The organism is Parahoeflea olei, assembly GCF_001703635.1.
In the GTDB taxonomy this organism is placed as follows: domain Bacteria; phylum Pseudomonadota; class Alphaproteobacteria; order Rhizobiales; family Rhizobiaceae; genus Hoeflea; species Hoeflea olei.
On sequence record NZ_LQZT01000001.1, the window covers coordinates 55,684 to 81,446 of the forward strand.

At 66.0% G+C, this 25,763-nt stretch carries 21 protein-coding genes and 1 riboswitch; of the genes, 7 read left to right on the plus strand and 14 right to left on the minus strand.

The window, feature by feature from the left end:
* Window positions 1–36: 36 nt before the first annotated feature.
* From AWJ14_RS00300 to AWJ14_RS00325, 5 genes are all read right to left on the minus strand, one after another.
* Window positions 37–804 carry an alpha/beta fold hydrolase gene (locus AWJ14_RS00300; protein WP_066173331.1) on the minus strand — a complete coding sequence of 256 codons (768 nt, stop codon included), beginning with the start codon at window positions 802–804 and terminating at the stop codon, window positions 37–39.
* 95 nt (window positions 805–899) lie between these two features.
* Entirely contained in the window at window positions 900–2,609 is a 1,710-nt protein-coding gene (gene leuA, locus AWJ14_RS00305) for a 2-isopropylmalate synthase (protein WP_066173333.1), read from the minus strand.
* A 438-nt stretch (window positions 2,610–3,047) separates the two neighbouring features.
* On the minus strand, window positions 3,048–3,473 hold the full coding sequence (locus AWJ14_RS00315) for a type II toxin-antitoxin system VapC family toxin (protein WP_245304079.1): 426 nt from the start codon (window positions 3,471–3,473) through the stop codon (window positions 3,048–3,050).
* Between the two features lie 8 nt (window positions 3,474–3,481).
* Window positions 3,482–3,733: a type II toxin-antitoxin system Phd/YefM family antitoxin gene (locus tag AWJ14_RS00320; protein WP_066174719.1), complete on the minus strand. Its 252-nt coding sequence runs from the start codon at window positions 3,731–3,733 to the stop codon at window positions 3,482–3,484.
* Between the two features lie 290 nt (window positions 3,734–4,023).
* On the minus strand, window positions 4,024–4,518 hold the full coding sequence (locus AWJ14_RS00325) for a GNAT family N-acetyltransferase (protein ID WP_066173340.1): 495 nt from the start codon (window positions 4,516–4,518) through the stop codon (window positions 4,024–4,026).
* Window positions 4,519–4,758: 240 nt separating this feature from the next.
* Here AWJ14_RS00325 and rsgA point away from each other — a divergent pair, with 240 nt between their 5' ends.
* Entirely contained in the window at window positions 4,759–5,778 is a 1,020-nt protein-coding gene (rsgA, locus tag AWJ14_RS00330; protein WP_210183472.1) for a ribosome small subunit-dependent GTPase A, read from the plus strand.
* Window positions 5,779–5,872: 94 nt separating this feature from the next.
* Here rsgA and AWJ14_RS00335 read toward each other — a convergent pair whose 3' ends face one another.
* Together AWJ14_RS00335 and AWJ14_RS00340 are read right to left on the minus strand one after the other, a co-directional pair.
* Entirely contained in the window at window positions 5,873–6,451 is a 579-nt protein-coding gene (locus tag AWJ14_RS00335; protein WP_066173346.1) for an ATP-dependent Clp protease proteolytic subunit, read from the minus strand.
* Between the two features lie 184 nt (window positions 6,452–6,635).
* Window positions 6,636–8,093, minus strand: a complete 1,458-nt coding sequence (locus AWJ14_RS00340; protein WP_066173349.1) for a DEAD/DEAH box helicase — start codon at window positions 8,091–8,093, stop codon at window positions 6,636–6,638.
* A gap of 606 nt (window positions 8,094–8,699) precedes the next feature.
* Window positions 8,700–8,908, plus strand: a riboswitch (cobalamin riboswitch).
* Between the two features lie 55 nt (window positions 8,909–8,963).
* Here AWJ14_RS00340 and AWJ14_RS00345 point away from each other — a divergent pair.
* Both AWJ14_RS00345 and AWJ14_RS00350 read left to right on the plus strand, forming a co-directional pair.
* Window positions 8,964–9,647, plus strand: coding sequence for an energy-coupling factor ABC transporter permease (locus tag AWJ14_RS00345; protein ID WP_066173352.1), 684 nt, complete (start codon window positions 8,964–8,966; stop codon window positions 9,645–9,647).
* Window positions 9,648–9,767: 120 nt separating this feature from the next.
* Entirely contained in the window at window positions 9,768–10,742 is a 975-nt protein-coding gene (locus AWJ14_RS00350; RefSeq protein ID WP_066173353.1) for a threonine ammonia-lyase, read from the plus strand.
* A 30-nt stretch (window positions 10,743–10,772) separates the two neighbouring features.
* On the opposite strand, the gene AWJ14_RS00355 is transcribed toward AWJ14_RS00350, so the two are convergent.
* The 5 genes from AWJ14_RS00355 to AWJ14_RS00375 form a co-directional block, all read right to left on the minus strand.
* Entirely contained in the window at window positions 10,773–11,678 is a 906-nt protein-coding gene (locus tag AWJ14_RS00355; RefSeq protein WP_066173355.1) for a cation diffusion facilitator family transporter, read from the minus strand.
* A 4-nt stretch (window positions 11,679–11,682) separates the two neighbouring features.
* Window positions 11,683–12,039, minus strand: coding sequence for a c-type cytochrome (locus AWJ14_RS00360; protein ID WP_066173358.1), 357 nt, complete (start codon window positions 12,037–12,039; stop codon window positions 11,683–11,685).
* Window positions 12,039–14,228, minus strand: coding sequence for an anthranilate synthase (locus AWJ14_RS00365; RefSeq protein WP_066173361.1), 2,190 nt, complete (start codon window positions 14,226–14,228; stop codon window positions 12,039–12,041). Before AWJ14_RS00365 ends, AWJ14_RS00360 begins: the two co-directional genes overlap by 1 nt.
* 229 nt (window positions 14,229–14,457) lie before the next feature.
* Complete coding sequence (locus AWJ14_RS00370; RefSeq protein ID WP_066173364.1) at window positions 14,458–15,282, minus strand: DUF1206 domain-containing protein; 825 nt, start codon at window positions 15,280–15,282, stop codon at window positions 14,458–14,460.
* The gene (locus tag AWJ14_RS00375; protein WP_139112478.1) at window positions 15,279–15,998 is read right to left on the minus strand and encodes a phosphatase PAP2 family protein; all 720 of its coding nucleotides are present in this window, start codon (window positions 15,996–15,998) and stop codon (window positions 15,279–15,281) included. Before AWJ14_RS00375 ends, AWJ14_RS00370 begins: the two co-directional genes overlap by 4 nt.
* Before the next feature lie 392 nt (window positions 15,999–16,390).
* Between AWJ14_RS00375 and AWJ14_RS00380 the strand changes: the two genes are divergently transcribed.
* The 3 genes from AWJ14_RS00380 (at window position 16,391) to AWJ14_RS00390 (ending at window position 18,281) form a co-directional block, all read left to right on the plus strand.
* On the plus strand, window positions 16,391–16,852 hold the full coding sequence (locus AWJ14_RS00380; protein ID WP_066173370.1) for a DUF4342 domain-containing protein: 462 nt from the start codon (window positions 16,391–16,393) through the stop codon (window positions 16,850–16,852).
* A 275-nt stretch (window positions 16,853–17,127) separates the two neighbouring features.
* Window positions 17,128–17,358, plus strand: a complete 231-nt coding sequence (locus AWJ14_RS00385) for a hypothetical protein (protein ID WP_139112479.1) — start codon at window positions 17,128–17,130, stop codon at window positions 17,356–17,358.
* 77 nt (window positions 17,359–17,435) lie between these two features.
* Window positions 17,436–18,281, plus strand: coding sequence for an extensin-like domain-containing protein (locus tag AWJ14_RS00390; protein WP_066173376.1), 846 nt, complete (start codon window positions 17,436–17,438; stop codon window positions 18,279–18,281).
* A gap of 22 nt (window positions 18,282–18,303) precedes the next feature.
* Here AWJ14_RS00390 and AWJ14_RS00395 read toward each other — a convergent pair whose 3' ends face one another.
* Window positions 18,304–19,983 carry a formate--tetrahydrofolate ligase gene (locus tag AWJ14_RS00395; RefSeq protein ID WP_066173379.1) on the minus strand — a complete coding sequence of 560 codons (1,680 nt, stop codon included), beginning with the start codon at window positions 19,981–19,983 and terminating at the stop codon, window positions 18,304–18,306.
* 202 nt (window positions 19,984–20,185) lie between these two features.
* Here AWJ14_RS00395 and AWJ14_RS00400 point away from each other — a divergent pair, with 202 nt between their 5' ends.
* A complete protein-coding gene (locus tag AWJ14_RS00400; protein ID WP_171904788.1) occupies window positions 20,186–22,498 on the plus strand; it encodes an ATP-binding protein in 2,313 nt (770 codons plus the stop codon).
* A gap of 42 nt (window positions 22,499–22,540) precedes the next feature.
* Here AWJ14_RS00400 and putA read toward each other — a convergent pair whose 3' ends face one another.
* The gene (putA, locus tag AWJ14_RS00405) at window positions 22,541–25,651 is read right to left on the minus strand and encodes a bifunctional proline dehydrogenase/L-glutamate gamma-semialdehyde dehydrogenase PutA (protein WP_066173384.1); all 3,111 of its coding nucleotides are present in this window, start codon (window positions 25,649–25,651) and stop codon (window positions 22,541–22,543) included.
* Window positions 25,652–25,763: the final 112 nt, after the last annotated feature.

Here is a 25,763-nt window from a genome sequence, read left to right on the forward strand (position 1 = left end):
ACGTGGTAAAGATCGCGGACTTCGGGGACGCAGAGCTCAGCCGGCCACCGCATGCGCGAGCACCCGCGCCACGGCTTCGGGCGCCTCTTCCGGCACCATGTGCCCGAGCCCCGGCAGCACATTCATGGCGAAGCTCGGCGGCAACGCATCGGGTGCGGGACAGGGCAGCACCTTGTCCTCCGTGCCCCAGAGCACCGTCACCGGCATCGTGAGCGCGGCCAGTTGCGCCGCGGGCAGCACGCCCTGGCCTGCCTCCGGCCCGTCAGGGAACATCGCCCGGTAGGTTTCGTCGAGCGCCTCGAGCGCCCCGGGTCGCGCCCGCAAGGCCACGAAATGCTCGACCACCGATTCCGGCACGGAATGGCCCGGCGCCGACATGTCGCTGAGGCAGGCACGGATCTCGTCCGCCGTCTGAGCCTTGGCGTAGCGCGCCAGAAGCCCGGCATTGATCTCCCTGGCCATGCCGCCCGGCGCCACCAGCGTGAGCGAGGCGACCCGCTCGCCCGCACGCATGGCGATCAGCGCGGCCACGGCGCCGCCCATCGAGTGGCCGGCCACATGGAACCGGTCGATCCCGGCCGCATCGAGCCCGGCGAGAATGGCCTTGGCCATCCGCCCCGCCCCGCCGCGGCCCTCGGCCTCGAGCGAGCCGCCGTGCCCCGGCAGGTCGACCGTGATCACGCGCAACTCCTTGGGCAGCGCCGCCCGGACCTGGTCCCAGGCAGACCCGTCGCCACCGAAGCCGTGCAGCAGCACCAGCGTCGCGCCGGTCTCGGGTCCGGAAATCTCCATGTGCAGTCCCATGGCGCCCTCCTCGCGCATGCGCCGGCGGGCCTCCCCCTGCCGGTCGAAAAACGCCGCCGCACCCGGGTGTAGGTGCGGCGGCTGGCCGTTCTGCCTCAGCCCCTGGCTGCGGCGAGCGCGCGATTGGCGGCAGAGACCACCGCCTCGAGCGAGGCCGCGACGATGTTGGTGTTGACGCCGGCGCCATGCAGCTTGCCGGTCGGCGTCTCCATCTGCATGTAGCAGATCGCGGCCGCATTGGAGCCGTGCTGGAGCGAATGCTCGGAATAGTTCGCCACCGTCAGATCCATGCCGAGATAGATCGACAGCGCATTGACGAAGCCGTCGATCGGGCCGGTGCCGCGGCCCTCGATGCGCTTGGTCTCGCCATTGTCGGTGATCTCGGCGGAAACGATCCGCACGCCCTTGGTGGCCGGGTCGGTGTGGGTGTGGTGGTCGATGAAGCCGAGCCGAGCGCCCGGCTGGTTGACGTAATACTCCATGAAGCGGTCATAGATCCGCTTCGGCGGAAGCTCCACGCCCTCTTCGTCGGTGATGCGCTGGATCTCCTCGCGGAATTCCACCTGCATCGCCCGCGGCAGGTCCAGCCCGTAATCCTCCTTCAGGATATAGGCGATGCCGCCCTTGCCCGACTGCGAGTTGATGCGGATGATCGCCTCGTAGGAGCGGCCGACATCGGCCGGATCGATCGGCAGGTAGGGCACTTCCCATTCCGGCTTGTTGGCCTTGCGGATCGCCTTCATGCCCTTGTTGATCGCATCCTGGTGCGAGCCGGAGAACGCGGTGTAGACCAGTTCGCCCACGTAAGGATGCCGCTCGGGGATCTTCATCTCGTTGGAATATTCGTAGACCGCCTTGATGCGCTCGACATCCGAGCAGTCGAGTTCGGGATCGACCCCTTGGGTGAACATGTTCAGCGCCAGCGCCACCACGTCGACATTGCCGGTGCGCTCGCCATTGCCGAACAGCGTGCCTTCCACCCGGTCGGCGCCGGCCATCAGCCCGAGTTCCGTGGCGGCAATGCCGGTGCCGCGGTCATTGTGCGGGTGCAGCGACACCAGCACGTTCTCGCGGTTGTCGATGTTGCGGCACATCCACTCGATCTGGTCGGCATAGATATTGGGCGTGCCCATTTCCACGGTCGAGGGCAGGTTGAGGATCAGCTTGTTGTCGGGCGTCGGCGCGATCACCTCGATCACGGCGTTGGAGATTTCCAGCGCCACCTCGAGTTCGGTGCCGGTGAAGCTTTCGGGCGAGTATTCGAACCGGAAGCCGCCGCCCGCCTTCTCGGCCATCTCCTTGACCATCTTGGCCGCATCGACCGCAATCTGCTTGATGCCGGCCACGTCCTTCTCGAACACCACGCGGCGCTGCAGCTCCGAGGTGGAATTGTAGAAATGCACGATCGGCCGGGTGGCACCCTCGAGCGATTCAAACGTGCGGGTGATCAGTTCGGGCCGGCACTGCACCAGGACCTGCAACGACACGTCCTCGGGCACACCGCCCTGCTCCACGCACCAGCGCGCGAAGTCGAAATCGGTCTGCGAGGCGGAGGGAAAGCCGATCTCGATTTCCTTGAACCCCATGTCCAGGAGCAACTGGAACATCCGCGCCTTGCGGTCATGGCCCATCGGGTTGATCAGCGACTGGTTGCCGTCGCGCAGGTCGACCGAGCACCAGATCGGCGCCTTTTCGATGCGTTTGGAGGGCCAGGTGCGGTCGTGCAGGTCGATCGACGGATAGGGACGGTATTTCTGGGCCGCCTTCGGCATGCCCTTCGCTCCGGTGGAAATATGTGCAGTCATGGATATCTCTCGTTTCCTAGGCCCCAGTCGGGCGCCGCTTCGGGGCGGCAGCAACCGGACTCAAGCCGTCTTGTTGCATTGGGATCGGAATGTAAAGTCGAGAGAGGAGCTGGCGCGCGGGGAACCGGCGGTTTCGACCGCCGGACGCTCCTCAACGAGCCCGGCGATCGCCGCTAAGCGCGAGAAGAAGCAGACCGCCCATGAGCGCATGCGACGCCACCGCCGCGGAGAAGCGGGCAAACGGGCTGTCGGAAGGGCGCTTGGTCTTGGTCATGAAGGCTAGATACAGCGGCGCGGGCGGGATGGCAAGGGGGATGATGGGGGAGGTCCGCATCCGCGGCCGGTACCGCAAATTGGTATGCAAAGCAGTGCCATGCCTCCCCCGTTCAAGGCAGATGGTCCGCCGCAACTCCTCAGCAGGTTGCCCAACGCCCTGCCTCAGACTGGGCGGGACACCATGCGCACGTCGAGCGGTTCGAAATCCTTGAGATTGTCCGTCACCAAAGTGAGATCATAGGCCCGCGCCGTAGCGGCGATGATGAGATCGGCAAGACCGGGAGTGTGGCCGCGGCGTGTGGCATCCTCTTCCATGACACCCGCGATTCGGGCGACGACGGCATTCATGGGCAGGATCCGGTCGCCGAAATCATCCAGCAACCGATCGAGCCAGAGCGTGATCAGCCTTGCGCGGTCGACCCCGCCCGCTCGGTGGAGCTTGCGCACGCCCCTTTCGATTTCGGCCACCGTCATGGCTGAAAGATAGAGATTTCCAGCCACTCCCTTCTCGCGGATCCAGGCTTCAAACCCTGCCTCGACGGCCGGCTTGCCCGGTGCGAGCCGGGAAATGATGTTGGTGTCGAGCAAGAACCCGCTCAAAGATCGGCGTCGCGCATGGGGGACGGGTTGCGCTCAAGGTCGAGACCGCCCGGGAACGACAGCAGAAACGCCCCGAAATCGGGTTTTGGCATGGTCAGCGCCTTGCGCGCAGCTTCGGCTGCTTCGACACTCACCAGAACAGCTGCCGGCTTGCCATGGCGCGTGATGGTGACGAACTCGCCGTTGGCCGCATCATCGACAAGAGCGGCAAAACCCGCCTTGGCGTCTTTAACACTGGCGGTGGACACAAGCGCCTCCAAAGACTGACCATATATGGTCAAAATAGGCTGCTTTTGCTTTGGTTGCAATGGCTGCTCATATGACCTTGCTCTTCCCGCTTGCGCGGAAGATGGGAGGCGACATGCACCAGATCCCACCTCCCCCTTGAGGGGAGGTCGGAGAGCCAAGCGCAGCGCAGGCGATCCGGGTGGGGGTATGAGGGCGAGGCGAACACGATTTTACATCAGGGTCAGTGCAGAGACTTACCCACACCCCTGCCCCTTCCCATCAGGGGGAGGGGGAAAAGCTGCGCCCTAACTCACCTCCGATGCCGATAAACGAGAATTTCCTGCCCCGGCCGCACCGCCTCGGTGTCGAGCGTGGCGCCCAGCCGTTCGGCGAGTTGGCGGGAGCGGTGGTTGTCGGGGTCGATGTGGCTGACGATGGTCGAAAGCCCCCGCGGGCCGAAGCCCCAGGCGCGCAGGGCGGAAGCGGCCTCGAAGGCGTAGCCCCTGCCCTCGAAGCCGTCATAGACCATCCAGCCAAGTTCATGCTCGGGAAACAGCGGGCCGGAATTGATGCCGACCTGGCCGACGCACTGGCCGGTGGCACGGTCGTCGATCATCAGCGCGCCGCAGCCCATCAGTTGCCATTGCGCCAGATCCTGACAGAACAGGCCCCAGGCGGAGGCCAGCGTGTGCGGCCCCTCCATGAAGCCCGCGCGCGCCGATATCATCAGCGCGGCATAGGCCGGCCAGTCGTCCATGGTCTGCGGCCGCAGCCGCAGCCGCTCGGTCTCAAGGGTCGGAATCATGGATCTGCCTCGCTCAATTGCAACACCCGCCCGAAATCAGCCGGCAGGATCGCGGGCGCGGGCGGAACAGGCTATCCTGTGGCACGAACCCGGCGCATAACGATACCCCCGCGCGAGCGATTTCTCCCGGACGCGGCCAGACCCTTGAAATGGAGAGACCGGACGCGTGCAGGCAGGAAAGCGGAAAACCCCATGATGCGTGGCGAGCAACCGGCAAGCCCGGAGCCTCCCGCACCCGCGATGCCGTTTCTGCAAAGGCTCGGCTGGCAGGCCTTCTTTGCGCAGCAGACCAGCATCGACGAACTGGCCGAAACGCCGCCGGTGCGCGTGACCGAGGTGCATCGCAGCGGCTTGCGCGTGCTGGGCGACGGCATCGACATGAGCGTGCCGCCGCGCAGCGACGCCACCGTCGGCGACTGGCTGCTGCTCGACCGGACGCTTCCGAGCGCGAGCCGGCTGCTCGAGCGCAAGAGCCTGATCAAGCGCCGCGCGGCGGGCCGCGAAAGCGCGGTGCAGCTGATCGCCGCCAATCTCGACACCGCCTTCGTGGTCACCTCCTGCAATGCCGATTTCAACCTGGCCCGGCTCGAGCGCTACATCGCGCTCGCCTTCGAGGCGGGCGTGACCCCCGTGATCGTGATCACCAAGGCCGACCTCTGCGACGATATTGCCGACTATGTGGCGCGCGCCTCCGCGATCTCCGAAGAGGTCGCCGTGGTCACGCTCAACGCCAGGAGTGACGAGCCGCGTGCGAAGCTTGCCCCCTGGTGCAAGCCCGGGCAGACGGTCGCGTTCCTGGGCTCCTCCGGCGTCGGCAAATCGACGCTCACCAATGCGCTCTCGGGCCGGGAGGCGGCGGCGACGCAAGCGATCCGCGAGGACGACGCCAAGGGCCGCCACACCACCTCGCATCGCCAGATCCACCTGCTGCCCGACGGCTGCGCGGTGCTCGACACGCCCGGCGTGCGCGAATTGCAATTGGCCGAAGCCGAAACCGGCGTGGCCGAGGTGTTCTCCGATCTCGACGAGCTTGCCGCCCAGTGCCGCTTCAACGATTGCCGGCATGAAGGCGAACCCGGCTGCGCGGTGCGGGCCGCAGTCGACAGCGGGGAGGTCGACGCGGGCCGGCTCGCGCGCTGGCAGAAGCTGCTCGCCGAGGACCGGCACAACACGGCGACCCTCGCCGAGCGGCGCTCGAAGGACAAGGCTTTCGGCAAGATGGTCAAGCAGGCCAAGAAGCGGAAATTCAGGGACCGCTGAACTCGGCCCTCTCACCGGTATCCCGGCATGAAAAGGCCCCGCGGCGCGTGGCGCCGGCGGGGCCTCATCGATCAGCGGGACCGGCAGGTCCGGATCAGATCTCGGACTGGCTGGTGATGATGCGGCCGACGAGACCGTAGTCCTTGGCATCCTCGGCCGAGAGCCAGTAGTCGCGGTCGGTGTCGGCGGCGATCTTTTCCACCGGCTGGCCGGTGGCCTTGGAGAAGATCTTGTTCAGCCGCTCGTTCATCTTGATGATCTCGCGCGCCTGGATCTCGATGTCGGAGACCATGCCGCGGGTGCCGCCCGACGGTTGGTGCAGCAGGAAGCGGGTGTTGGGCAGGCACAGCCGCTGCTCCTTGGGCACGGAGACATAGATCAGCGCGCCGGCGGAGGCGACCCAGCCGGTGCCGATGATCCAGACCTTGGGCTTGATGAAGCCGATCATGTCATGGATCGAATCGCCCGATTCGACATGGCCGCCCGGCGAATTGACGAAGATCCGGATGTCGTCGTCGCTGGCGGCGGCGAGCGCTGCCAGCTGCGCGCAGACCTTGTGCGCCAGTTCCTGGGTGATGCCGCCATAGATGAAGATCGAGCGCGATTTGAAGAGGTTGGCTTCCGCTTCCTTGCCCAGCGGCAGTTCTGTCGTCTTTTCGTCTTCGTCGCTCATGAAGGCTCTCCGTGTGGTTCGTATGTCTGCCAGATAGTACGAACCGGCGTGCGAAACAATGGCGCAAACCCAATGCGCCGCCAAACAAGCCTGCGGCGCGGCGTTTTCACACCGCGCCGCATCAGGCGTCATTCACCGTCTGCGGCTCAAGAGATCAGCCGCGGGAAGGTCCGCGCGAGGCAGGTCAGGCCTGGACGGCTGCCCGCGCTTCGCCCTGCTCGGGCCGCGGACGACGGTCGCCGCTCCGCCGCCGGCGGCGGGTCTTCGAAGCCGGCTGCTGCTCGCCCTTGTGATTGGCCACGGCGGAGGGATGGTGGCGGTTGGCGCCGGCTGCGGCTGCGGGCTTGCCCTGCTGCGGCTTGCCCTGCTGCTGGCCGGGCTTCGCCCCCTGACCCTGCGCCGGCTTGCGGCCCCTGCCCTGCGGCTTGGCGCCAGCCGGACGGGCGCCCTGACGCGGGCGCTGGGTGCGGTTGAGCGGCGCGAAATCGCCATCGGGGTCGGCGAGCGCATCGACATAGGTGCCTTCAGGCGCCTTGACCACCGGCACCGGCGTCTTCAGCAGCTTCTCGATGTCGCGCAGCAGCGAGCGCTCGTCGGGCGCACAGAAGGTCACGGCGGTGCCCGAGGCGCCGGCGCGCGCGGTGCGGCCGATGCGGTGGACATAGACTTCCGGAACGTTCGGCAGCTCGTAATTGATCACCAGGCTCACGCCCGGCACGTCGATGCCGCGCGCGGCGATGTCGGTGGCGATCAGCACCGGCACGGTGCCGGCGCGGAAGCCGGCAAGCGCCCGCTCGCGCTGGCCCTGCGACTTGTTGCCGTGGATCGCCGCTGCGGCGATGCCCTCGGCGTCGAGCCGCTTGGCGGCCTTGTCGGCGCCGCGCTTGGTGCGGGTGAACACGATCACGCGCTCGCCCTGCTGCTCGCGGATCAGGCTTGCCAGCGCGCCCATCTTGGATGAGGACTGCATGTGCATCACCGAATGGTCGACCCGGTCGGCGGTCTTCTTGGCGGGGATCACCGACACTTCAGTCGGATCCTTGAGATGGCGCGACGACAGTTCGCGGATTTCCTTGGGCATGGTGGCCGAGAACAGCAGCGTCTGCCGCGCAGCCGGCGTCATCGCCAGGATGCGCTTGATCGCCGGCATAAAGCCGATATCGAGCATCTGGTCGGCCTCGTCGAGCACGACGACTTCGATCTCGTTGAGCGAAACCGCGCGCTGGTCGATCAGATCGATCAGGCGGCCCGGGGTGGCGATCAGGATATCGATGCCGGTCGACAGCGCCTTGATCTGCGGACGGATCGACACGCCGCCGACCACGACCGTCGAGGTCATGTTGAGCTTGCGGCCGTAGTCTTTGACGCTCTTGGCGATCTGGGCGGAGAGTTCGCGGGTGGGCGACAGGATCAGCGCGCGCACCTTCTTCGGCGCGGCGCGCTTGCCCGGCGCCAGCCGCTGCAGGATCGGCAGCGAGAAGGCGGCGGTCTTGCCGGTGCCGGTCTGCGCCAGCCCGATCACGTCGCGGCCTTCGAGCACCAGCGGGATCGCCTGCGCCTGGATCGGCGTCGGCTTGACGAGCTTGAGGCCGTCAAGCGTGTCGACGAGGGCCTTGGACAGGCCGAGTTCGGAAAAAGTCATGGAATGTCTTTCGGGTTCGTGGGCAAAGGCCGGGGCGTGCGCCTGTGCGCCGCCGGTCGCGGACCATGCCCGATAACAACAAGCCCCCTGAGAGCGGTCTCACCGCAATCGGAGGAGTTCGGGTTTGGCGCATCGCCGCTGGCCGACGCGAAATTTCAGGGTGGACTTTAGGGGAGTCAGAACACGCTCATCGTTGGGGGCGGCGTGCAGCGGCCGAAGGGGCCCCTATCCAGTTGCCTCCTTAGGCCCCACAAATGCGGCCTTGTCAAGGCGAAAGCCGCCGGCGGTGTCCCCGCCGCGGCAACAGGATTAACCGTCTGGCACGGCGCCGGTGCCCGCGGCGGCACTGTCGGCAGCCGTGCGCCCCGTCTTTCCGGGCGCGGCAGACCGGCCGCGACGACAGAGCCGCAGGCCGCTCGCTGCCGGGTGCAGCCCCGGTGCTCACCCCGCCGACCGTTGCTTTCGGGGGCCCGTCATCCCGGCCACGCCACCCGGCTGCTGATGCGGCGCTTGTTACCCCCTCGACCGCGCGGAAAGCGATACGGCTGCGGCGATGCTGCGACCCCGAACGTCGCAAATTCGGATTGCCATCCGGGGCCGGGCGAAATACTGTTTAAGTGTTCGGGTTCCATGGAGGCCAAGCCTCCGGGATTAAACGGGAACACGGTAGGGACGACCCGCAACGGGGCCTGATCCGTGGCTGCCCTCGCAACTGTGAGCGTGAGCCTGCATCCATGATGCCACTGGGAAACCGGGAAGGCGGATGCGGGCGAAAAAGCGTGAGCCAGGATACCTGCCCGGACTGTGGCGGCCGCAACCGCGGTTGCCAACCCAAACCTGTTGCACGATGGGTGCAGAAAGGACATTCAAATGCATATTGAACCCGGCGTCGTCGATGGCGCCAAAATCGTTCTGAGCTATGCGACGGCCGCCACCGCAGCCGGGCTTGGCCTGAAGATGGCGCTCGACACGATCCGCAAGGACGGCGGCGTGACCGCGCTCGTCATGCGCTCCGTGATCGCCACGCTCTGCGTCTTCACCTTTTTCGAAGTCTTCCCGCATCACGCCGTGGGCGTGTCGGAAGTCCACCTGATTCTCGGCTCGACGCTGTATCTGTTGTTCGGCGGCGGCCCCGCTGCCATCGGGCTGGCGCTCGGCCTGCTGGTGCAGGGCGTGTTCTTCGCGCCCTTCGACCTGCCGCAATACGGCATGAACGTCACCACGCTGCTGGTGCCGCTCTATGCGATGTCGCTGATCGCCAAGCGGATCATCCCCGCAGGCACCGCCTATACCGACGTCACCTACAAGCAGGCGCTGGCGCTGTCGACCAGCTACCAGGGCGGCATCGTCCTGTGGGTCGGCTTCTGGGCACTTTACGGCCACGGCTTCGGCGCGGAAAACCTGGCGCAGATCGCCTCCTTCGGCGCAGCCTACATGCTGGTCATCATCGTCGAGCCGCTGGCCGATCTCGGCGTGCTGGCGATTGCCAAGACCATGCGCCGCCTTGAGGGCGCACCGGTGCTGACCAACAGGCTCTACAACGCCGCCGCCTGAGCAGCCGTTGAGCCTTCACACAAGTTCGGCGCCGCGCAACCCGTGTTGCGCGGCGTTTTTTGTGCCCCGGCCGGCGTCAGCGACCGGACTGAACCCTGAGAGACCAGAGGAAGCGACCCGATGAACATCGACATGATCCGCGCGGCAGACAGCCGGCTCGAAGGCAAGGTCCGGCGCACGCCGCTGCTGTCCTCGCCATTCCTCGACGAGATCGCCGGACGCCGCGTCTGGATCAAGCCCGAATGCCTGCAGCACACCGGAAGCTTCAAGTTCCGCGGCGGCTGGTCGGCGGTCTCCGCGATGGAGCCCGAACTCCGGGCGAAGGGCGTGCTGGCCATGTCGAGCGGCAATCACGGCCAGGGCGTGGCGCTCGCCGCCGCACGCCATGGAGCACCTGCGGTCGTGCTGATGCCGTCCGACGCGCCGCGCCAGAAGATCGCCAACACCCGCGCGCTCGGCGCCGAGGTGGTGCTCTACGATCGCGCCACCGAGGACCGCGACGCGATCGCCGCGAGGCTCACCGAAGAACGCAGCCTCACCCTGATCCGCCCGTTCGACGAGCCGGAGGTGATTGCCGGCCAGGGCACCTGCGGCCTCGAGATTGCCCGCCAGGCCACCGAACTCGGCATCGACAAGGCGGACATGATCGTCTGCTGCGGGGGAGGCGGATTTGCCTCGGGTGTTGCGCTCGCGCTCGAAGCCGATGCGCCTGGGCTCAGGGTGCGTCCGGCAGAACCCGAAGACTTCGACGACATGGCCCGCAGCCTCGCCGCCGGCGAAATCCGGCGCAATGCCAAAACCGCGGGCTCGTTGTGCGACGCGATCCTGACGCCGCAACCGGGCGCCCTCACCTTCCCGGTTCTCTCCCGTCTTGCCGGGCCGGGCCTTGCCGTGAGCGAGGACGAGGCGCTCAGGGCCATGGCGCTCGCCTTCTCGCGGCTCAAGCTGGTCGCCGAGCCAGGCGGCGCCGTGGCGCTGGCGGCAGCCCTGTTTCATGGCGACGAGATCGAGGGCGAGGACGTGATCGTCACGATTTCGGGCGGCAATGTCGATCCCGGCGTGTTTTCCGCCGCGCTCGAGCGCTTCGGCGACTGACAGCAGGCGCCGCAGCCGCTCAAGATCGGCTCAGGCTTCTCTCAGCCTGACGCCCTCGTCCTTGGCCTTGTGGCTCGGCTCGACATGGATGATCACCCGCACACCCTCGAGTTCCTCGCGGAGCGCGGCTTCGATCCGGTCGCAGATGCGGTGGGATTTTTCGACGCTCATCGAGCCATCGACGACCAGATGGAACTCGACGAAGGAAGCGCGTCCGGCCACCCGCGTGCGGATGTCGTGCGCCTCGATGGCGCCATTGGCCTCGGCCTTGATGATGGCCTGGATGCGCTGCTCGTCGGCCGGGTCGATGGCCCGGTCCATCAGCCCGTCGACCGAGGAGCCGATCACCTTCCAGCCCTGCCAGAGCACATTGCCGGCGACGATCAGCGCCAGCAGCGGATCGAGCCGCGGCTGGTCGAAGGCGAGCGCGAGGCCGAGCCCGAAGATCACGCCCACCGAGGTGACGACGTCCGAAAAGATGTGATGCCCGTCGGCTTCGAGCGCGGGCGAGCGATGCCGCCGCCCGATCCGCAGCAGCGCCGCGGCCCACAATCCGTTGACCAGCGCGGCAAGCGCGTTGACGGCAAGACCCAACACAGGGGCCTCGATGCGCTTGGGCGCCATCAAGCCGTCGATGGCTTCATTGACGATAAGCAATGCCGCCACCACGATCAGCACGCCTTCGAGCACCGCCGAGAAATATTCGGCCTTGTGGTGGCCGTAGGGATGGCCGGTATCCGCCGGCTTCTGGGCATAGCCGATGGCGACGAAGGCGGCGAGCGCCGCAATCACGTTGACGATCGATTCAAGCGCGTCGGAATAGAGCGCAACCGAATCGGTCAGATACCAGGCCACGAATTTGAGGCCCATCACGCCGATGGAAAGCGGAATCGACCAGAAGGCCAGTCGGCGGACGATGGCGGAGGCTTGCGGCAATAGTCTACTCCTGCAGCGAAGCGATATAGGCGATGATGGCATCCACCTGCTCGGGCGTGGCGATGAATTCGGGCATGTCGGGGTGGTCGGCATAGATATGGCCGTCGGCGAAGGCTTCCTCGAGCGCATCCATCGGAAAGCGCTCCGACAGCGTGCGGAACGGCGGGGCCCCCTCGTGCGGGCTGGCGTCCGCCGCCTCCACGGCGTGGCATTTGCCGCAATTGATTTCGACCAGTTCGCGCCCCTGCTCGATGCTCGGGTCTTCCCGGGGCTGGGCCTGGGCCGGCGCTGCGGCGAGCACCGCCGCGAGCGCCGGCGCCAGCCATACCGCCAGCGCTCCCTGCAGGGTTCTGCCGCCCATCAGGCCGCCTCCACCTTTTTCCGGCGCGCCATGTGCGCCACCACATTCTCGATGATCCGCATGCCCGCATCCTGGCCCAGCGTCATGATCGATTCGGGATGGAACTGCACCGCCGCCACCGGCAGGCTGTCATGCTCGATCGCCATGATCACCCCGTCATCGGTCTCGGCGGTAACACGGAATTCCTTCGGCAGTGTGGCATAGTCGGCGAAAATCGAATGATAGCGGCCGACGGTCACTTCTTTGCCGAGGCCCGAGAACACCACGCCGTTGGACGCGACCCGGATCCGCGAGGGCTTGCCATGCACCGGCACCGCCAGTTGCCTCAGCGTGCCGCCGAAGCTTTCGGCCAGCGCCTGCAGGCCGAGACAGACGCCGAACACCGGAAGCTCGCGGGCGCGGATCTTGCGGATGGTCCCGGCACAGTCGAAATCCTTCGGGCTGCCGGGACCGGGCGACAGCACCACCAGATCCGGATCGATCCGGTCGAACACCTGATCGTCGACGGGCGACCGCACGGTGGTGACCTTCGCGCCGGTCTGCCGGAAATAGTTGGCGAGCGTGTGCACGAAGGAATCCTCGTGATCGACCAGCAGGATCGAGACCCCCTCACCCACTTTCGCCGTCTGCCGGCCGAGCGAGCCGGAATTGCCGAGCCGCGCGTCGCGGATCGCAGACAGCATCGCCGAGGCCTTGAGTTCGGTTTCGGCCTCTTCCTCTTCCGGATTGGAATCGAACAAAAGCGTCGCGCCCGCGCGCACCTCCGCGATCCCGTCCTTGATGCGGATGGTCCTGAGCGTGAGCCCGGTGTTCATGTCGCCGTTGAAGCCGACCATGCCGACCGCGCCGCCATACCAGGCACGCGGGCTCTTCTCGTTGTTTTCGAGAAACCGCATCGCCCACAGCTTCGGCGCGCCGGTCACCGTCACCGCCCAGGCGTGGCTCAAAAATCCGTCGAACGCGTCCATGCCGTCGCGTAAGCGCCCCTCGATATGGTCGACCGTGTGGATCAGCCGCGAATACATCTCGATCTGGCGACGGCCGATCACCTTGACCGATCCGGGCTCGCACACCCGGCTCTTGTCGTTGCGGTCGACATCCGAGCACATGGTGAGTTCGGATTCGTCCTTCTTCGAGTTCAGCAGCTTGAGGATCTGTTCGGAATCCGCGATCGCGTCGTCGCCGCGCTTGATGGTGCCGGAAATCGGGCAGGTTTCGATGCGCCGGCCATTGACCCGGACGAACATTTCCGGCGAGGCGCCGACCAAATATTCCTGCTCTCCCAGATTGATGAAGAACGAATAGGGCGAGGGGTTGATCGCCTTGAGCCGGCGGCTGATCTCGGACGGCCGCGCCTCGCAGCGTTCGAAGAAGGTCTGGCCCGGCACCACCTCGAACAGGTCGCCGCGCCGGAAGCTCTCCTTGGCGCGCTTGACGAGCTCGGCATATTCGCCCGGCGCATGGTCGCCGCGGGCGGGATCGGCAGAGGCATGCCTGAACGGCTCGGGCGCAATCTCCGCATCGCGCCCCTCGGTGCTGATCCCGTCGAGCGCGAAGTCGTAATGGTCGATCCAGGCCTTGGCGGCATGATGGTCCACCACCAGGATCTCGTCGGGCATGAACAGCAAGAGATCGCGCTGGTCGTCGGGGCGCACGAGTTTCGCAGGCACGCTGTCGAACTGGAAAGCGAGGTCGTAGCCGAAGGCGCCGTAGAATCCGATATTGCCGTCTTCCTCGGAATGGAACAGGTCGACGATCACGCGCAGCACCGAAAACACGGTGGGCGCCCGCGAGCGCTCCTCTTCGGAGAACACCCGGTCCGGCTCCGCCACGTCGATCGCGATGCGGCGCGCCGCGCGCGCGCTCACCTTGAATTCCGCATGGCCCGCAAGCCGTCCTTCCAGGATCGACAGCAGCGCCTCGCCGCGGCCGTTATAGGCCTCGATCGTCAGCTTGCGGCCTTTTGAGGAAATGCCGAGCGGCGGATCGACCACCGCCGTGTCCCAACGGGTATAGCGGCCGGGATATTCGTAATTCGACGAGAACACCGCGCCGCGCCGGCTGTCGAGCGCATCCACATAGCTCGATACCGCATCCGCGTAAGGCGTCTCGCGGCGCCGCCGCGTCACGCTCACCCCGCCGCGCGTGACATAGCGCGCGGCCCCGTCTGAAAGTACAGTCGTGCCCATTTCCAAGCTCCGTTTGTACCGTCCCGGAAGTCTGGCCGGCGGGGAATAAAAAAAACCGCCGGACCAGTGAGGTCCCGGGCGGCTTGTTGATCGTTAACGCACACGCGTGGTCAAGGCCGCCTAGGAGCGGACCCACCACCAGTTCTTCTGTGCCACGTGCATCGTCATGACCTAGCTCTTAGCGCAGCGAGCGGGCGGCATCAAGAGAATATGCGCGGGCCAAATCGTCTCAATCGAGATCAACATCGAGACGCCGCCAGATCGCCTCGGAGAGCGAGTAGACCGCGAACAGCACGAAGCCGACGCCGGTGGCGCCGAGCAGCCAGGCGCCGAACGGCAATCCGGAGATGAAGCCGAGCGCGTCGGCGAGACTTGCCTCGCCGCGCTGGCCGGCGAGCCCCAGCCGCAGGAACAGGAAGGCGATGATGAAGAAGATGAGGCCGCGCGCGCACAGCCCGCCGATGGCCGCGACATCGATGAATTTCATGATCGATTCGGAGGCCTCGATATGGTCGCGATACTTGCGCTGGATCGCCTTCCAGATATGTGCCGCACCGACGGTCACGAAGATCGCGCTCAGGATCAGCGACACGGGTCCGGCGCCGATGAAGGCGGCCGCGGCGGCGGCGAAGCTTTCCTTCGATCCGCTGCCCGAGCCCCCGCCGGAGGCAAGGTTCGCCCCCCACCACAGCGAGAAGGTGTAGAGCAGCAGGAAGCCGTAGGTCACCGCCGAGCCCGCGAGCCCGGCGCGGACCGCAAGCCCCTTCGGACCATGGCCGTGATCATCGGTGTCGAACACCGCCTGCACCAGGCGCCAGGAACAATAGCCCGCAAGGCTGATGATCAGGAGCGGCGTCAAGATCGCGCTCGCCGTGGAATGGGTGATGAATTCGACCGCGTCCTTGGTATCGCCGCCACCGCCGGTGGTCAGCGCCGCGCTCACCGTGAAGAAGCCGAGCAGCAGGTAGACCACCGCGCGGGCGCCATATCCGAGCCGCGCAAAGCGCTTGAACCAGTCGCGCCAGCCGGCGATGTCAGGGGCAGAACGGGTCATGGGGCCTCCGTGGATGTGCCGCGGCGCTTCCGGCGCTGGACCAGAAGATGCAGGATCAGCCAGGACAGGCTCGCCCAGGCCGCGCCCAGCGCCCAGCCGGCGGCGACGTCGCTCGGCCAGTGAACGCCCAGATAGACGCGGCTCACCCCCACGAGCAGCGCCGCGCAAATGGCGACGAACAGCACATAGGCCCGCACCCGCCGGTCCTGCACATGGGCGATCACCAGCGACGCCATGGTGAGATAGGCAACGGTGGTGACCAGCGCATGGCCGCTCGGGAAGCTCAGCGTGTGCACGGTATCCAGATGCTCGACCAGATCGGGGCGCGGCCGGCCGTAATATTGCTTGAGCACCTGGCTCAGCAGCGCACCGGTGCCGACCGAGAGCACCGCATAGGCGGCCGCGCCATAGCGCCGGGTGACCAGAAAGAAGCCGGTTACCGCGGCAAGCGTCAGGATGATCAGCGGATAGCCGCCGATCGAGGTCACCTCGACCGCGGTCTCCTGCAGCCAGGCCGGCCCGAGCGGCGTGGAGGGATCGCCCGGCACGCGGAAGCTCAGGAACAAGAGCTCGTCGATCCGCCGCATCTCGCCTTCGGCCATTTCCTCGGCGATCTCGATGAACACATAGACCCCGAGCGTCAGCACCGCGAACAGCACCACCGGCAGCCGGTGGGCATTGCCCGTGCGGATCCCCTCGACAAGCCAACCCCTCATCCGATTCCACTGCAAAACGTCCGTCATGCCCCGCCTGTCCTGTTTGTCTTGCACGTTTAACCCCCGTATCGGCGTCTCGTTCCATGGAAAACCGCCCCGGCGCGTATGACGGCGGGGGCGACCTGGTCTGCCGCCCAGCTCACCAGAGCGGCACGGAGAAGGAAAGCCCGGGGGCTCCCCTTCCACGGGCCCTTTCCACCAGAACATGTCGCGGGCGTGGCCCCGCCGCGCCCGAGATGCGACCGCTTGCCGCGCCGGACCCTCCCGGCTTGCGCAGCATCATGGTCGTCCCCATGTCTTTGCAAGGCCTGTCGATGGCCATCGGGGACGATCCGTCCACCCGTCCTTTGGATCCATCGCGGTTGGGCTTTTCGACTGCAAGGAGACATCCGATGGATGACAAGAGCAGCAACACCAAGAGAACATTCACCGAAGAAATCGAAGTCATGGGCAACCAGCTCGTGCAGAAGGTCAAGGACCTGCTCAAGCAGGGCAATGTCCGGCAGCTGCGGCTGAAGGCGTCGGACGGGGACATCCTGTTCGAAACGCCGCTGACCTTCGGCGTGGTCGCCGGCGGCGCCGTGGCGCTTGCCGCGCCGTGGCTCGCCATTCTGGGCGCCGTCGCGGCCTTCGTGACCCATGCCCGGATCGAGGTCGTGCGTGAAATCGACGATGCCGATGGCGAACCCGTGGCCGAGGCGGCCCCGGTCGAGGATCCCGTGAGGGCCGCGCCCGAAGTGGTTCCAGAACCGAAGCCTGCCCCGAAAGCCAGGCCCGCGACCAAGGCGAAAGCCAAGACGACCAGGGCGAAACCTGCGACCAAGGCAAAACCAGGCCCGAAAGCGGCCTCCTAGCCTGTCGGCCCATCCGGCGCGCACCCGTGCGCGCCGCCCCCAAGCGCACGGCGTTTCCGGCCAATGCCGTGGCCAAAAGCACCTGTCTTTCGGGGGGCGCCTTTGCGCTCCTGCGCCCGCCGTCGCCAGCACGCCGGCGCCGCGTTAAAAAAAGTTAACGCGGATGCATCTTTCCCGGCTTTTGCGCGTTGTCTTCCCATTCGGCGCCCTCATCGACGCCCCTGCCGCATAAACCGGGCCGCATAAACGGGGCCACCTGAACGGGAATGGGAAAAATGGACAGGTTTCAGCTCACCCTTGCACTCGTCGTTGCCGCCTTCGCCGTGGCGATCACCTATGTCAAAGCCAACACCATGCCGCTCGACGCCGACATGCTCCGGGCCGACATCTTCACCTGCCAGCAATCGGCCCAGCAATCGGCGCCGGCCGCGCATGCCAGCGCCCATATCGTCGCGATGAGGCCGGACGCGACACGGTCGCCCACCTGCCTGCCGGTGACCAACTAGCAGAAGGCCAAACGGAACACCGGCCCGCAACCCCGCACGCGCGGCCGGCTTCCAGGCTTTTGCCGGGGAAACTCACCATGCGACCTGTCCTGCTTATCGCGCTTCCCCTCATCCTGCTCGCAGGCATGGGCCTCGACCTTCCCGAAAAGGGGCCGCTTCCCGCCGACAACCCGCGCGATCCCTTGGCGCTTGCCGAAGATCCCCCGGTGCCGCAGCCGCGTCCGGAAGATCCGGATCGCCGCGAGGCCGACGGCACCGAGCCCAAAGCCGCCGCGCCGGAAAAGACCGATGACGCGCCCCCTGCCAAACCCGACAAATCCGCCGCACAGCCCCCGGCCCTGCCCACCATCACGGCCCCCAAGCCGGACGAGGCCGCGCTCGCGGCCTGCGAAGCGGAGCTGCGCAAGCTCGGCGCGACCTTCAAGCGGCTGGAGCCGGTCGCCGGCGACAATGGCTGCGCCATCGCCGCCCCTTACCGAATCGACACGATCGCGCGCGGCGTGACGCTGGCGCCGGCCTCGCAGTTGCGCTGCGAGGCAGCCCTGGCGCTCGCGCGCTGGACCGCCGAGACGGTGGTCCCGGCCGTCGGCGCCCTGCCCGGAGACGTGACCCTGACCCGGATCAACCACGGCTCGACCTATGTCTGCCGCCGTCGCAACAACGCCTCCACCGGCAAGATGTCGGAACATGCGATCGGCAACGCCATCGACATCGTCGATTTCGACTTCGAAGGCCGAAAGCCGATCGGCATCACCCCACGGGCCGGCGACGGCAATATCGAGGAAGCATTCCAGCGGGCCGTGCGCGGCGGCGCCTGCCTCTATTTCACCACCGTGCTCGGCCCCGGCACCAACAAGGCCCATGCCGACCATCTGCATTTCGACATCGCCGCCCGCCGGGGCGGCTATCGCCTCTGCGAATGAGGCGGCGCCGCCCGCCGGGGCGTCAGAAAAGGCCTTCGATCTCGCCCTGGTCGTTGAGGCGGATCTTTTCCGAGGACGGGGTTTTGGGAAGGCCGGGCATGGTCATGATCTCGCCGGTGATGACGACCACGAAGCCCGCACCGGCCGACAGCCTGACCTCGCGGATCTGCACCGTGTGATCGGTCGGCGCGCCACGCAGGTTCGGGTCGGTCGAAAACGAGTACTGCGTCTTGGCCATGCAGATCGGCAGCTCGCCATAGCCCTGCTCCTCCCACTGGCGCAGCTGGTCGCGGATCGACTTCTCGGCCACCACTTCGCCGGCATGGTAGATCTCGGTGGCGATGGTCTCGATCTTTTCGAGGAGCTTCATCGAATCGGGATAGAGCGGCGCGAACTGGGCGTGGCCGGATTCGGCGAGTTCCACCACCTTGTGCGCGAGATCCTCGATCCCGGCCGAGCCTTGCGCCCAGTGCTTGCACAGCACCGCCTCGGTGCCGAGGGTGGCGACATAGTCCTTGACCGCCTGGATCTCGGCTTCCGTGTCGGAGACGAAGTGGTTGATCGCCACCACCACCGGAACGCCGAATTTCTTCACGTTCTGCACGTGCCGGCCGAGATTGGCGCAGCCCTTGCGGACGGCTTCGATGTTTTCGGTGCCGAGATCGTCCTTCTTGACGCCGCCGTTCATCTTCATCGCGCGCACGGTGGCGACGATCACCGCCGCGTCGGGCTTGAGTCCGGCCTTGCGGCACTTGATGTCGAAGAATTTCTCTGCCCCCAGATCCGCCCCGAACCCGGCTTCTGTCACCACATAGTCGGCAAGCTTGAGCGCCGTCGTCGTCGCCACCACCGAATTGCAGCCATGGGCGATATTGGCGAAGGGGCCGCCGTGCACGAAGGCCGGGTTGTTCTCGAGCGTCTGCACCAGATTGGGCTGCATCGCATCCTTGAGAAGCACCGTCATCGCGCCATCGGCCTTGATGTCGCGGCAATAGACCGGACTCTTGTCGCGCCGGTAGGCCACGACGATGGCGCCGAGCCGGGCCTGCAGATCCTTGAGATCGCGGGCCAGGCACAGGATCGCCATGACTTCGGATGCGACCGTGATGTCGAAGCCGGTCTGGCGCGGAAAGCCGTTGGCGACGCCGCCGAGATTGACGACGATGTCGCGGAGCGCGCGGTCGTTCATGTCCATCACCCGGCGCCAGACCACCCGGCGGGAATCGATCTCGAGTTCGTTGCCCCAGTAGATGTGGTTGTCGATCATCGCCGAGAGCAGGTTGTGGGCGCTGGTGATCGCATGGAAGTCGCCGGTGAAATGCAGGTTCATCTCGTCCATCGGCACCACCTGCGCCATGCCGCCGCCGGCAGCCCCGCCCTTCATGCCGAAATTGGGGCCGAGCGAGGCTTCGCGGATGCAGATCATCGCCTTCTTGCCGATGCGGTTGAGCCCGTCACCGAGCCCCACGGTGGTGGTGGTCTTGCCCTCGCCCGCCGGCGTCGGGTTGATTGCGGTCACCAGGATCAGCTTGCCGTTCTTCTTATCCTGCTGGCGGGCGATGAAGCCGGCCGAGACCTTGGCCTTGTCATGGCCGTAGGGGACGAGATCCTCGGCGGCGATGCCCAGCCTCGCGCCGATCTCCTGGATCGGCTTCTTCCGCGCGGCCCGCGCGATCTCGATATCGGATGTGAACTTAGCCATGATCTGGTTTCCTCTCCCACTCGGCCGCGCATCCCCCGCGCGCGCCGGCCGAGACTAGAGCCCGAAAGCGAAGCGGATGCTTGCATGATAGGGGACGCTCAATGCGCGATTTGCGACAAATTGGCCATAGGTCAGGCCCCTCACCGGTCGCGATTCCGGGCCGATCTCCCCCGGATTCCGTCTTCCCGAGCGGCCGCGCTGGTTGGGCTCGAGCCGCAAACCGGTCGCAAATGGTCGAATTTGCCACTACACCTTGTTGCGCAGAGCGCGATGGGGGGTATGTGACATCATGAAATTTTCAGGCCGCGGCGCGGAGCTGGCAGCGCTTCAGCAATGCTGGAACGAGTTCAGCGCAAGTGGGTTCAGCGAACCCAAAACCATCAATGTCATCGGCGAGCGGGGGTTGGGCAAGACACGGCTTGTGCTCGAATTCTTCGGCTGGCTGAGCAATCTCCACATCGCCCAGGGAAACCGCTACTGGCCCCCGCACCTGTCGAAGACCGGCAACAATCTCGAACTCAACCCGAAACTCGACGCCTGTGACTTCAGCCACCCCATTCCCTTCTTCTGGTGGGGCTTGCGGTTGCCGGACGTCACCTCCGAGAATGCCATCGTGCCCTCGACCCTGGCCGCGCACGACCTGTACGCGATGCCGCACCTGATCTCGATGAGCACGAAGCAGAAGATGGTCGAAACCCGCATGGACCTGGTCAAGGTCTGGGGCGAAGTGGGCATCGACATCGCCTCCAACCTGATCGGGCTGGACACGTTCCTCAGCGTCGGCGGAGCGGTTCTCTCCACCGTCAGGATCATCCGCAAGGAACGGGAATTCGGTCAGGCGCCGAAGCGCGCCGAACTTGCGGGCGAGGAATATGCCGACCGGAGCGACACACTGCTGGCGGATCTGCGCACCCTGTTCTCGCCCAAATCGCTTGGCTATTCCGGAACGCCCGGAATCATCTTCATCGACGATGCGCAGTTCCTGAAATCGGATCCGTTCTTCCAGCAATTCGTCGAGAGGCTGACCAGGACGGTGCGCGCGGAGAAATGGCCGCTTCTCATCATCAACACGCACTGGCAGCGCGAGTACAATCTGGTCACCTCCGCGCCAGCCCCTGACCAGCCGCCGCCAGGCGACGACGCGGTCGTGGACATCTTCCTCAAGCCGAACTTCGAGCTGGTCGCCACCCTTGTCGATGAATTTCCGGGGCTCGAAGACGAGCAGGTTCAACAGATCATCGGCAAGACCGGCGGCAACGCGCGCTATCTCGAGCAGATCATCAAGCTGCTCCAGACAAAGCGCAGCTATTTCGTCGAGCGGGACCTGCAAAAGCCACTGACCGAGGCCGGTCTGGCCAAGCTGATGGGGCAGTCCTTCCATATCCACGAAGTGGTGATGGCCCGCCTCATGGACGAATCCGTCCCGGAATCCGTGCGCGAAGCGATCTGCATCGCCAGCATCCAGGGGATCACGTTCTCGACGCACCTGGCAAAAGAGATAGCGCGGCATTTCCTCAAGGACGAATGCGACCGCGCTTTCCTGGAGGCTGAAACCCCGACCGCGGTGCTGACGACCAACGGCCAGGCCGACGCCCATACCGGGCATTTTTCAGAACGGCTGTTTTATGAAGCCGCCGTCGAGATCAGGGACGAGCTGGAACGCATCCCGGAAGGGACCGACGGCCTGACCGGCATGATGTGCGACCTCCTTGTCAGGCGCTTGCGGCTTCCCTTCGCCCAGTCCGCGCATTCGCTCGACGAGAACGAGCATCTTTTGAACCTGGCGCTCGAAGTGATGAATGCGGAGCTCGCGACCGAAGAGCTCGAAAGCTTGCGCCTTGTCGCGCTGGCGCGCCGGCTGCGCGTCGATGTCTACCGGTACAACCTGACATCCGCGAAGCTCAAGGTGATGGAACTGATCGAGGAAAGCCGGAAGCATCCCGGCCTGGCTCTCGATGTCGAGAGCCTCTCGGATTGCCTGAGCTTCTTCTACAAGGACAAGAAGGCCAACGAGTTCGAGGTATCGCTGGCCTTGCAATCGCTGATGGCGTCGGAACTGCAGCGGCTTTCGGACATGGGGCGGGACGAATCGATCGTCAACCATATCCTGGAGACCATCTATGCGAGCCACTACCTGATTGTCACACGGTCAGACTTCAACCGCCTGGACCCAACGGATAGCGGATTTCTGGAACTGGCGGAAAAGCGCATCCATGCCTGCCTCCTGTTCTGCCAGCTGCATCTGCTGCTTATCAAAACCTCCAAAGCAAACGACAAAAAGCCGCCTTACCTGCGGGATGCCTGGCTCGAACTGGCGAAAGCAACCGTCGCCATGAGCAAGGTTGTCTACCCCGCCGCTGCCGCCACCGAGGACCCGCCGTCAGCCGAGACGTCACCTGTTGAGCCCAGCGAGGGGGTAGAGGTGGAACCGGAGGAGGAAGAACGGCTAATGCGCCTCTGCATCGCTTCCTTCGATTTCCTGGATAAAAATTGCAAGGGCTGGACCGAGTCCTGAGCCCGGCCCCCAGCGCCGATGAGCGCGGGGGGCCTTGTCGCGTTACCCATCCCCCATCGCGATCAGCCCGGCGTCGCCGCCGGCGGCGGCTGTGTTGACCGAGACCGCCTGTTCCTGGGCGAAGCGCATCAGGTAGTGCGGGCCGCCGGCCTTGAAGCCGGTGCCCGACAGGCCGGAGCCGCCGAAGGGCTGGGTGCCGACCACGGCGCCGATCATGTTGCGATTGACATAGACATTGCCGGTGTCGAGCCGGTCGACGACCTTGCGCACGGTGGCCTCAATGCGCGAATGCACGCCGAGGGTGAGCCCGAAGCCGGTGGCGTCGATGGCATCGAGCACCTTGTCGAGATCCTTCGCCCTGTAGCGCACCACATGCAGGATCGGGCCAAACACCTCGCAGTCGAGCGCCGAGGCGTCCCTGAGTTCGACGATGTGCGGAGCGAAGAACAGGCCCTTGTCCGGCGCCTCCCCGGCATAGATCAGCGTTTCGGTCTTGGAGATGGCGGCGATGTGCCCGGCCAGCATCTCGCGCTGGGCCTCATCGATCACCGGACCGATGTCGGTGGCGGGATCGGACGGGTTGCCGATCTTGAGTTCGCGCGCGGCCCCCTCGATCATGCCGATCATGCGGGTGCACACATCTTCCTGCACGAACAGGAGCCGGAGCGCCGAGCAGCGCTGGCCCGCCGAGCGGAACGCCGACATCACCACATCGTCGGCCACCTGTTCGGGCAGCGCCGTGGCGTCGACGATCATGGCGTTCAATCCGCCAGTCTCGGCGATGAACGGAACGATCGGCCCGTCCTTGGCGGCGAGCGTGCGGTTGATGGCGCGCGCGGTCTCGGTCGAGCCGGTGAAGGCCACGCCGCCGATCTTCGGATGGGCGGTCAGCGCCGCACCGACATCGCCCGCGCCAGGCAGACACAACAGCACGTCCTTGGGCACGCCCGCCTCATGCATCAGCGAAACCGCCTCATGGGCAATCAGCGGGGTCTGCTCGGCCGGCTTGGCGATCACCGCGTTGCCCGCGGCAAGGCCCGCCGACACCTGGCCCAGGAAGATCGCCAGCGGGAAATTCCACGGCGAGATGCACACGAACACGCCGCGCCCGCGCCAGCCCAGCCGGTTGCTTTCGCCGGTGGGGCCGGGCATCGCCCGCATGTCCGAGAACATCTCGCGCGAGCGCGCCGCGTAATAGCGCAGGAAATCGACCGCCTCGCGGACTTCGGCGATGCCGTCGTCGAGCGTCTTGCCGGCTTCGGCGGACAGGAGCGCCATGAACCGGTCGCGTCGGCTTTCGAGCAGATCGGCGGCCCGGTCGAGCGCCGCGGAGCGGATGCCGACATCGGTGCGCGACCAGCTGCGGAACCCCCTGGCCGCGACGGCGACCGCCTTGTCGACCACGTCCGGATCGGCAAACCGCACGGTGCCGATCACATTGGTCGGGTCGGAGGGCGAACGGATCTCGCGCGTCTCCCCGCCGGTGCCGGGCGCCAGCGGTCCGGCCTCCACGGTCTGGGTCGCCTTGGACATGCCTTCGAGCAGAGTAGCGAGCTGGAACCGGTCGCCGAATTCGAGCCCGCGCGAATTGGCGCGGTCGGGATAGATCGCCGGCGGCAGCGGGATGCGGCTGTTGTGGGCGGTCTTGCCGTCCGCCAGGCCGAGCTTGACGTCGGGCCGTTCGAGCAGCGTTTCGACCGGCACCGACTTGTCGCCCGCCACCGCCACGAAGGAGGTGTTGGCGCCGTTTTCGAGAAGCCGGCGCACCAGATAGGCGAGCAGATCGCGATAGCCGCCCACCGGCGCATAGATCCGGCATGCCACAGTGTCATTGCCCTTGCGCAGGGTTTCATAGGCCTGTTCGCCCATGCCGTGCAGCCGCTGGAACTCGAAGCCCTCCGGTGTCCCGGCCATTTCGAGGATGGTGGCGATCGTCAGCGCATTGTGGGTGGCAAATTGCGGATAGAGCACGTCGCGCAGATCGAGCAGCTTGCGCGCGCAGGCGAGATAGGACAGGTCGGTGGCGGCCTTGCGGGTGAACACCGCATAGCCGTCGAGACCGCGCTCCTGGGCGCGCTTGATCTCGGTGTCCCAGTAGGCCCCCTTGACCAGCCGCACCATCATCCGCCGCTCATGCTGGCGGCAGAGCGCGGCGACGTGATCGACCACCTGGTGCGCGCGCTTCTGATAGGCCTGGATCGCCAGCCCGAAACCGTCCCAGTCCGCCAGCGAGGGATCGGCGAACACCCGGTCGATCACGTCGAGCGACAGCTCCAGCCGGTCGACCTCCTCGGCATCCACCGTGAAATTGAGATCGTGCGCCTTGGCCATCTGCGCCAGGCTGACGACATCGGGAACGAGTTCCGCCAGGACCTGGTCGCGGTGGGTGGCGAGATAGCGCGGGTGCAGCGCCGACAGCTTGACCGAGATGCCGGGGCGGTCGGGCAGCGTGCGACGGGACGAGCGCTTGGCGGCAACCTTGCCGATGGCGGTGATGGCGGAAGCATAGGACTTGTAATAGCGCCGGGCATCCTCGCGGGTGCGGGCGCCCTCGCCCAGCATGTCGTAGGAATGGCGATAGCCGCGGGTTTCGTTCTTGGCGGCGCGGCCGAGCGCGTCCTCGATGGTTTCGCCCAGCACGAAATGGTGGCCCAGAAAGCGCATCGCCTGGCGCGTGGCGGTGCGCACGGTCGGCATGCCCATGCGCTTGACCAGACCGCGCATCACCCCTTCGGGCGTCTCGCCCGGATCGATCACGCGGGCCGACATCGCCAGCGCCCAGGCGGAGGCCGAGACGAACCAGGTGTCGCCCTTGGACTCGTGGCTGCTCCAGCCCCCCTCCCTGAGCTTGTCCTCGATCAGCCGGTCCTGGGTCATGGAATCGGGCACGCGAAGCAGCGCCTCGGCCAGCACCATCAGCGCCAGCCCCTCGCGCGTGGACAGGCCGTAGTCGCGCAGGAAATCCTCGACGCCCCCCATCTGGCCGGCTTCCGAGCGGATCGCGTTGATCAGCCGGGTCGCGCGCGCGTCGATCGCCTGGTTCTGCTCCTCGGTGAAACTGAGGGTCTCGCAGAATTCGGTGACCAGCCGGTCGTCATCCGGCGCATGCGGCGCGTGAAAGGCCGTCAGAGGTGGCTGAGATGTGGCTTCCATGACTTTCTCCCGTGGATGACACAAGCTATCGCTTGATATGCCGCATTTCTCCCCATATATTGGCAAATATACGGGTTTTTTAACTGCAAAATGCTTATTCCACGGAGATTTC